This window comes from uncultured Porphyromonas sp., from assembly GCF_947254915.1.
GTDB lineage: Bacteria > Bacteroidota > Bacteroidia > Bacteroidales > Porphyromonadaceae > Porphyromonas.
Map to the genome: position 1 here is coordinate 1 of NZ_CAMYEZ010000089.1, position 9,574 is coordinate 9,574.

Consider the following 9,574-nt stretch of genomic DNA (forward strand, 5'->3'; position numbering starts at 1 on the left):
ATCTAGTTTCATCAAAGATCGGAGCAAACGCCTCGAAATTCATTTTTGCCGTGAAGCTTGGGCTAGAGGTTACCCTCTAATCTCTAACCTCTAGTGACACTAGGAGCACCAGTGTCTCTAGCCAACGGCGAACAGCCATAAAGAAACAGTGAGGGAGACCCAGCTATGAGTCTCCCTCGCTATTTTTATCACCTTACGCAGGTGATGAGTCGGCTAAGAGGTGCGCCTTACTTGATCTCCCACGTGTCCTCCGTCATGAGGAGCTCGCGGAGTGTGCGCACCTTGTTCTTGCCCTGCTGCTGAGCGATCTGATCATGGACAGCCCAGTCGTAGGTCACGCCCTCGACATCACGTATGATGCCCATAGCGACGGGAAGACCGTCGGCACCGTTCATGGCGGCGAGCATCATATGTAGGAAGGGGTTAGGCTCGTGCGCATCGTGCGTCAGCACATCGTCCAGCGTGTAGCCATCCTCACCGATCGTCACGGCACGTAGCTTGAAGCCATCTAGGACGAGACCGCGCTCGTTGTTTTCGCCGAAGGTCATCTTCTCGCCATGGCGCAGTACGATCGTTTTGTCAGCACGGACGGCGCGATCGCTGATAGAGGCGTGGGCACCGTTGTTGAAGATCATACAGTTTACCAGTACCTCCGTGACTGCAAAGCCCTTGTGCTTAGCACCAGCTAGCAGACACGCAGTGAGCGTAGGCTGATCGACATCAAGTGAGCGAGCGAAGAAGTTGCCACGGGCACCCATGACCAGCTCGGCTGGCTCAAAGGGATCCTCGACAGTTCCGTAAGGAGAGCTCTTGGTGACTAGACCACGAGGCGACGTAGGTGAGTACTGTCCCTTGGTCAGTCCGTAGATGCGGTTGTTGAAGAGTACCTCATTGATATCCACATTGCGTCGTACAGCATGGATGAAGTGATTACCACCGATAGCAAGGCTATCTCCATCGCCAGACATTAGCCATACGGTGAGGTCGGGACGAGCTACTTTGACACCAGAGGCTACGGCAGCACCACGACCATGGACGGTGTGGAAGCCGAACGTATTCATATAATAAGGTAGTCGTGAGGAGCAACCGATACCAGAGACGACAATGGTCTCTTCGGGAGCTATCCCTAGCTCTGCCATTGCCTTGTGAATGGCTGCTAGGACACCGTGGTCACCACATCCTGGGCACCACTTGACGGGTGATGCGTTTTTGAAATCCTTGGGGGCATAGCGTAGTGCGCCCTTCTCTAGATTACTTACTGTTTCAGTCATAGCAGTTGTGGTTTTTACAGTTGCTCATTGAGTATCTCTTCAAAAGCAGCGACCAGTCTCTCCACCTTGAGCGGCTGACCCTGTACTTCGTTGTATTGATGGAACTTGACACCCTCCACCTTATTGCGTAGGAGCATAGCCATCTGACCGAGGTTTTGCTCAGCGACGACGACACGTGGGTAGCGACGCATGATCTCCTCCGTATTCTTAGGCATAGGATTGATGATGGTAAACTGCGTGTGTGCTACCTTGTGCCCCTTCTTGCGCAGGAGCTGGCAGGCATCACTCAGGTGTCCATAGGTACTACCCCAGCCAACGATCAGAAGGTCTGCATCCTCTACATCGCCCTCTACGGTGAGTGGTGGTATAACCTCAGCGATACGCTGTATCTTATCGTTTCTCTTGTGTACCATCAGGTCGTGGTTAGCCCCATCCGTGCTGATAGCTCCAGTCTTATTGTCCTTCTCTAGACCACCAGTACGGTATGGCAGAGCGCCAGGACCTGGTACAGACCAGTAGCGTACGAGAGTCTCGGGATCACGCATATAAGGCATCCAAGGCTCCTCACCCTTGTACTGATCTACATAATGAGGCTTGATAGCGGGATACTGCTCGTAGTCGGGCAAGCGCCATGCGACAGAACCGTTGCCTAGATAAGCATCCGACAGAAGGATCACTGGCGTCATATGCTCGACGGCCAGCTTGACAGCCTCGTAAGCTGCATCAAAGCACTTAGAGGGAGAGGTGGGTGCTATGACCACTAGGGGTGACTCACCATTGCGTCCGAACATAGCCTGCAGGAGGTCGGTCTGCTCCGACTTTGTAGGCATACCTGTTGAGGGACCTCCACGCTGTACGTCTACGACAACGAGCGGTAGCTCAGCGATGACGGCGAGGTTGATCGCCTCACTCTTGAGAGCGACACCAGGACCTGATGTAGAGGTGACACCTAGGCGACCTGCGTAGGAAGCTCCGATGGCAGTACAGATACCAGCGATCTCGTCCTCAGCCTGTACGGTGATTACGTCGAGAGACTTGTACTTAGCGAGGAAGTGTAGGATATCTGTGGCGGGAGTAATAGGATAAGACCCGAGGAAGAGCTTGAGTCCAGCACGCTCAGCACCAGCGATGAGTCCGAAAGCGGTAGCCTTGTTGCCAGTTACGTCAAGATAGATACCTGAGTCCTGTGGAGCGCCCTCAATAACGAAGGGAGTGCCTACAGATGCGTGTGTGTTAGCCGCATAAGAGTAACCTCCGTGGAGAGCTGCTATGTTGGCCTGACGAATGATCTCCTTCTTAGCAAACTTCTTGCTGATGAAGTGCTCAGCCTGCTCGAGGGGTCGGTCAAAGAGCCACGAGACGACACCCAGGGCAAACATGTTCTTGCACCTCAGTCTGCCTCTAGCGTCCATATCCACATCCTTGAGTACCTCCTGAACCATCGTGCTGATGGGACATGCGAGGACTCTGTCGGGGTTGAGCCCCAGCTCCTTGATGGGATCGTCCGTCTCGTAGAGAGCCTTCTTGAGATCCTTCTCTCCACAAGAGTCGCTATCGATGATGATGATCGAGTCGCGACGTAGATTCTTCACGTTGACCTTGAGTGCTGCAGCATTCATCGCCACAAGTACATCGGCATAGTCCCCAGGGGTGTGGACTTGATTATGGCCGATGCGCACCTGAAAGCCTGACACACCTCCCAGTGTGCCTTGAGGAGCGCGGATCTCGGCAGGATAGTCGGGGAAAGTCGAGACCGAGTTGCCATACATCGCTGACATATCAGAGAAGATTGAACCCGTGAGCTGCATACCGTCACCTGAGTCGCCTGAGAAGCGTACCACTACCTCTTCGATAATTCTTTTGTTCGGTTTGTCTGTCATAATTAGGATGAATAAAAGGCGTAGGGCTCAACTCCTTGAGAGGGTGATTGAGCGAGACCTTCCTAGCAATAGACCCCTACATAAATTCTGTTTGCCCATGCACTCAGCACTATCTCCTACGGCAGGAGGAGACCCGTGAGCAAGCGCTAGAAATAGGGGGAACTAGCGACCTCACACCTCTCCACCACCATAATCTGATAGACAGAGCCACATAGACAATACAAAGGTACGACTTATTTCCCTGATACTAGCCATTTTTGGGTATGAAAATGCCAACATTTGCCCCTATCTGACGAAACCTCCTAATATAGCGAAGCCCCTAGTGACCGAATCGGTCGCTAGGGGCTTCGTTTATATGTCGGAAAAAGGGAGCTCTTACTCCGTAAAGCTTCGGTAGAAGTCTACGTAAGCCTCAGCATGATCTACCGCTGGCCCGGGGTACTCCAAAACCTTGTGGTCAGGCTCCGAGCGAAGGTACTCGATGAGCTCGGGAGAGACCGACTCCTGCCCTAGGATCACACCATCTGAGTAGTGGATCGCCATACGACGTAGCGCATCTGGCGTCACCTCCCCCTGCAACGGGTCAAGCAAGTCGCCCGTGATTTTGTCAAACTCAAGCTTCTTGATCAAGTCTTCGCCAATCTCGCCCTCCTCCTCGTTGCCATCGACCGAGAAGATTACTTTAGCACGCTCGAAGTAAGGATCATTCTTATAGGCCGTCTTCAGGTAGACGGGTGCTAGAGCGGAGAACCACCCCAGACAATGAATCACATCGGGGATCCAGTGCAAGCTTTTGATCGCCTCTAGGACGCCTCGGATGAAGAAGATACTGCGATCCGCATTGTCACTAGGCGCTCCCTCAGAGGGCGGGCCGAAGAGGCTCTTGCGTCCGAAGAGATCAGCATTATCAATGAAGTAGACCTGTATGCGGGTGGAGGGGATCGAGGCGACCTTGATGACGAGCGGGTGGTCGTAGTCGTCGACGATAACGTTGATACCCGACAAGCGGATCACCTCGTGGAGCTGGTTGCGCCGCTCATTGACCAGGCCGTAGCGTGGCATAAAGATACGTACGTCATTTCCCGCATTCTGTATATGCTCTGGGAGGTAACGAGCGACATGTGCGAGGTCACTCTCCGGGAGGTAGGGATATATCTCCTGAGAGATGTAGAGTACTTTCTTGTCTTTGGCTGCCATAGTGTGAATTCCTTTCATTCCCTACAAAGATAGTGAAAAGTGGTGACATCGCCCCGCTCCGCTATTCGCCCCTCCCGAGCAGTCGGTACCCAGAGCGGGACTTGAACCCGCACGACCGCAATTGGCCAAGGGAGTTTAAGTCCCTCGTGTCTACCGATTCCACCATCTGGGCAACAGCTCTGTGCGTTACACACCACAAGGCTCCACGCACACTGCCCGACAAAGGTACGCAAAAAAGAGATTCGTCAGACCCTCGCACACGCCATAACCAGGGGTCGTACATTCCACCCGCTAATGCAATCTCTCACGAGGAAATCGGAAACAGCCAGTGAGAAAACGAAATTTCTCCACGGAACCGGGAAATAAAAGTTCGGAAGAATGAAATGAAACTTCGGAAGAAAGATTTCGAAGTTCCGAAGATTTTTTTTTATTCCTCACTGGATAATCGAAGATCTCCACTGAGGGATTTTGAAATTCCTCAAATGAGCACCGAGTCATCGGAAATCTAGGATCTGAAGGTCCTAGCGATGGTGTCAGAAAGCGTAGCCGAGACTAAAGAAGAAGCGTGAGGCTCGTAGGACGTTGGAGCGACTGAACGAGAGCTTGATAGGTCCTATCAGGGAGTTGTAGTCTAGATCGATGCCAGCACCGTAGAGGAGGTCACTGTCCTGCAGGTTGGGCGCCTGGATGTCTGCGCCGACGCTGATGTGCGGGGTGATGTAGAGATTCTTGATTGGGGTGTACTGTACACCGAGATAGAGCGCTGCTAAGTTGTTGACCGGATACTCTCGGTATCGTAGTCCAGAGAAGATGGGTTGATCGTCTAGGCCGACATTGGCAAAGCCCCCGAGGTGAAACTTCTGACTTAAGAAGAGGTAACTGTCGAAGTGAAAGCTCTCTCGCCAAGGCTTGCCGAGGTCTAGATTGACCCCGCCAAAGAGTCGTCCGTGTAGCGCTACCCTCCGACTCAGGGGGGCGACTATATGCTCATAGACAGAGAGATGCAAGAGGGGACCCCGCTGTGGGGATATGCTCTCCTCGGGATTGAGCAGGTTGTGGATCTGCTTCTGGCTCTCCGAGGCATCTGCGGGGAGTGGTGAGAGGGCGTAGGAGTTCTTTAGCGTAAGCTCTGCGGCTAGTGTGAAGTGGTTACCTCGTGTGGCAAAGGCCTTCCGATTCAAGCTATTTTGCAGGTAAACTAGATTCATCGTCCAGGTGCCGTGGCGGTAGCTTAGCTTAGGCATGCGGTTGGTCTGCATCAACTGGTTGAACTGATTCATAGGCACCCAGTCAGACGAGGGTGCCTGTGCAGAAGCCTTCATCTCTTGGTCAAAGGGTGGGCGTGGTTGCCACACATACATAGAGCCGTACTGGATGCCGAGCGTTACCTGAGACTGTGGCGATAGGGTGTAGCCCATCTTCAGACCACTGGCTAGGGATGCCTGGTAGAAAGTGGCCTCCGTGTGGTCCTCTATCTGTGAGAGGTAACGCAGATGGATGTTGTCACAGCGGTCTAGGCGGAGGGCGATGTAAGGACTGAGCCAGTAGGAGTAACCGTTGTCGAGCCACTTGTAGTAGCTAGCGCGTAGCTTGGGAAGCTGAGATATAGCGAGCTTGGCGGAGAGTCGTGAGTTGGGGAGGAGTAGATCTCTGAGTGAAGTGTTGAGGATGATGTTTGCTGACTCGTAGGGGTCGTAGTAAGCTCCTAGTCGGAGGAGGGCTTGTGGCTTTTTCTTGATAAAGAAGTGTATCGTGTTGACCTCATGGCCTCCTCTCGTCGAGTCAGCCTCATAGGTGTAGTAGACCTGTGCATAGCGGTTGTAGCCCATCAGCATCTCTATGCGCTGCTGGAGAAGCTCCAAGGAGTCTAGGCTAGAGAGATCGTCGCCGATCACACTTTGTATGAACTTTGTCTCTGACTCCTCTAGGGGGCTTCCCCACTGATCTGAGATTTTGACCTGCTGGATCGGTATAGAGACTGGGGCTAGCCGTCGCCTCTGATAGGTAATTCCTTGAGCGACTTGCTGAGACTTGAGGGCGATGAGCTGTGGCAAAAGCTTGTGCGCCTCGACCTCAGCAAGCGCTATGATCCGCTCACGTTGGCTAAAGTCTGCCGAGGTGTAGTCTCTCAGCGCTTGGGAGAAGTCTAGCATCACATCGACTTGACTGGCTTGACGCTCTACCTCCTTTTTGGTCAGGAGGGCATAGGACTGCAGGATGACATCAATCGGACTATGCTCGAGCTCCTCCACATTGCGCAGTCTAGCTCCAGTATAACTGCCGATGACGAAGTTGGCTCCCATGGAGCGAACCTCCTTGACTGGGAAGTTGCGATCCAAGCCTCCATCAACGAGTAGCTTACCATCGACCACTGCGGGTGCGAAAAAGGCTGGGATTGCTAGGCTGGCGCGTATGGAGAGTGGCATAGACCCCGAGGTCATCACGCAGGCGCCTCCCGCTCCGACGTCCGAGGCTACAAGCTGGAGCGGTATCGGCATCTGAGCGTAATCGGTGATATGTCGCACGGGGAAGGTGTAGCGCATCAGAACCTCCATCAGGTACTGCCCCTCGATGATTGAGGAGGGGGGCTTGGGGATGCCTCGGCGCATGGGAAACTCTAGCGCATAAGCCCCATAGTCCTCCTTCTCACACATATCTACCTTGTCGTAAGGCAACCGATTGCTCAGGATGCGTCCCCAGTCCTCCTGACGGGTTAGCTCCTTGATCTGCGAGGCACTATGTCCAGCCGAGTAGAGTCCAGCGACCACAGCCCCCATGGAGGTGCCAGAGATATAGTCGACCTGTATCTGCAGAGAGTCGATCAGCTCGAGGAGCGCTATATGTGCTAACCCCTTAGCGCCTCCCCCGCTCAGCACGATGCCACAGCGCATCTTGAGACTGTCGCTAGCATTGTCGCTTTGCCCCTGCATCATAATGGGCGTACAGAGAGCGACAAGAGATAGAAGCAAACTGGCGAGGAGGACCGATGGTTGTTTCATATGATATGTGGGGTGGCTTTTCTAGATACAGGGAGGGGCGCTGTTACTCCTTAAACTGTATCTGGTAGAGGTGAGCGTAGATTCCGCCACGCTCGAGTAGCTCCTCGTGGGTGCCCTGCTCGACGATCTGCCCCTCCTGCATGACGCAGATGAGGTCGGCGTGCATGATCGTGGAGAGGCGGTGGGCGATGACGATGGTGGTGCGGTCGCTGACGAGGCGCTGGATGGCCTCCTGAACTAGCTGCTCGGTGACGTTGTCGAGTGCCGAGGTTGCCTCGTCGAGGATGAGGATGGGAGAGTCCTTGAGCAGGGCTCGTGCTATGCTAAGTCTCTGGCGTTGCCCACCACTGAGCTTGCTACCGCCGTCGCCAATGTTGTACTCCATACCCTCGGGGAGCTGATCGATGAACTCAGTCGCATTGGCCGCCTCGGCAGCGGTGCGTACCTCCTCGTCGCTGACGGGGCGCTCCATGCCGAAGGTGATGTTGTTGCGGATCGTGTCGTTGAAGAGGATCGGCGTCTGATTGACATACCCTATCAAGTCGCGCAGGTCGCTCGCCTTGACTTGTCGTATGTCTGTACCGTCAATGGTGATGCGCCCTGAGGTGACATCGTAAAAGCGAGGCAGGAGATCCACGAGCGTACTCTTTCCCGCACCAGAGGCTCCCACGAGTGCGATCATTTGACCTTTAGGTATGGTGAGGCTGAGGTGGCGTATGATCCAGGGATCCTGATAACGGAAGGAGACATCTTCGTAAGAGATGCTTTGGTCAAAGGTGACGGGTAGAGGCTCTGCGGGGTCTGTGACACGCTCGGGATAGTCAAGGATAGCCTGTATACGCATCATAGAGGCTAGCCCCTTTTGGATAGAATAGGAAGCACGACTGAGCTCCTTAGCAGGATTGATGATGTTGTAAAAGATGACGAGGTAGTAGATAAAAGCGTCGGCCGTGATACTGCTACTGCCAGCAAAGATCAGGTTACCGCCATACCAGAGGATGATGGCGATGGCGGTGGTGCCGAGGAGCTCACTCATGGGGTGGGCTAAGCCTTGCCGAGCGTAGACCTGTGCGATGGTACGTCGATAGCGCTCGTTGGCGGAGGTGAAGCGGTGAGAGATCTGTTGCTCTGCATTGAATGCCTTGATGATGCGCAGACCCGAGAGGGTCTCCTCGACCATGCTCATGAGTCGTCCCCACTGTGTCTGCCCCTCGAGGCTGTCTCTCTTGAGGCGCTTGCCCACGGCTCCCATAATGTAGCCCGCTATCGGTAGGACGAAGAGGACGAAGAGGGTGAGCTCCCAGCTGATCGCAAAGAGCGCTATGAGGTAGATGACGATGAGGATGGGGTTCTTGATGAGGCTCTCTAGGATGCTGATGATGGAGTACTCAATCTCAGCGACATCTCCTGAGAAGCGTGCGAGGAGGTCGCCTTTGCGCTCTTCGCTAATCAACGAAATCGGCAATCGTAGGAGCTTGGCATTGAATTCATTGCGCAGATCTCGGACCACGCCTGTACGGATCGGAACGAGCATATAGATGCCGCCGTAGGTGACGCCCACCTTGATGAGCGTCATAACGACGAGGTAGATGCAGAGGAGGAGGAGCGTGCGGGAGGGACCGTACTGCTGGATAAGCTGGGAGACGTAGTAGTTGAAGTTCCCCACGATGTAGTCTACGGCTACGCTCCAGTCTGATGGGCGTAACCAGTTGATACTGTCGAGAGAGTGGTAGACGGATGTGGTCCGCTCCATGCCGAATAGGATGCGCAGAATCGGCATAATGAGCGAGAAGGCGAGCAGGTTGAGCAGCGCCGAGAGGATATTGGCGATGACGCCACCTGTTATGTAGTGGCGGTAGGGGCGGATGTACTTACCGAAGAGCTTAAGGAACTGTCTCACGGGTTGGTTGGCTAATTACTACTATTGTATCTCCTCCTCGTACTCCATAAGGGCAAACTCAGCATCCTCCCACTGCTTGGTAACCTCTTGAAGTTGACTATTGACGAGGGTGTACTGCTCAATAAGCTGAGGGGACGGGGAGGTCTCAATCTTCTTCTCCAGTTCGGCCTGTTGCTCACGAAGCTTAGAGACCCGCTCGCCGAGGGTCTCGGCGGTACGACGGAGGGTGCGCAATTTCTTTTGCTGCTCTTTCTGCTGTTGGTAGTCGAGGGGCTGGGCTTTGGGCTTTGGCTGTTGGCTATTAGCCGTTGGCTGTTGGGCGTTAGC

Annotated in this window: 5 protein-coding genes, 1 tRNA gene and 1 pseudogene; all 7 read right to left on the bottom strand. The window is 54.1% G+C overall.

Annotated elements, in window-relative coordinates; translation table 11 throughout:
- Nucleotides 1-227: 227 nt before the first annotated feature.
- Complete coding sequence (locus Q0X57_RS06095; RefSeq protein ID WP_297729048.1) at nt 228-1,271, bottom strand: 2-oxoacid:ferredoxin oxidoreductase subunit beta; 1,044 nt, start codon at nt 1,269-1,271, stop codon at nt 228-230.
- Between the two features lie 14 nt (nt 1,272-1,285).
- On the bottom strand, nt 1,286-3,151 hold the full coding sequence (locus Q0X57_RS06100; protein ID WP_297729051.1) for a 2-oxoacid:acceptor oxidoreductase subunit alpha: 1,866 nt from the start codon (nt 3,149-3,151) through the stop codon (nt 1,286-1,288).
- 375 nt (nt 3,152-3,526) lie between these two features.
- Entirely contained in the window at nt 3,527-4,348 is an 822-nt protein-coding gene (locus Q0X57_RS06105; RefSeq protein ID WP_297729054.1) for a glycogen/starch synthase, read from the bottom strand.
- A gap of 86 nt (nt 4,349-4,434) precedes the next feature.
- Nucleotides 4,435-4,520: transfer RNA gene (locus tag Q0X57_RS06110), tRNA-Leu, on the bottom strand.
- A 361-nt stretch (nt 4,521-4,881) separates the two neighbouring features.
- Nucleotides 4,882-7,347, bottom strand: a complete 2,466-nt coding sequence (locus tag Q0X57_RS06115; protein WP_297729057.1) for a patatin-like phospholipase family protein — start codon at nt 7,345-7,347, stop codon at nt 4,882-4,884.
- Nucleotides 7,348-7,390: 43 nt separating this feature from the next.
- Nucleotides 7,391-9,247, bottom strand: coding sequence for an ABC transporter ATP-binding protein (locus tag Q0X57_RS06120; RefSeq protein WP_297729060.1), 1,857 nt, complete (start codon nt 9,245-9,247; stop codon nt 7,391-7,393).
- 21 nt (nt 9,248-9,268) lie between these two features.
- A pseudogene (locus Q0X57_RS06125) lies at nt 9,269-9,574 on the bottom strand (ABC transporter ATP-binding protein); the annotation flags it as partial.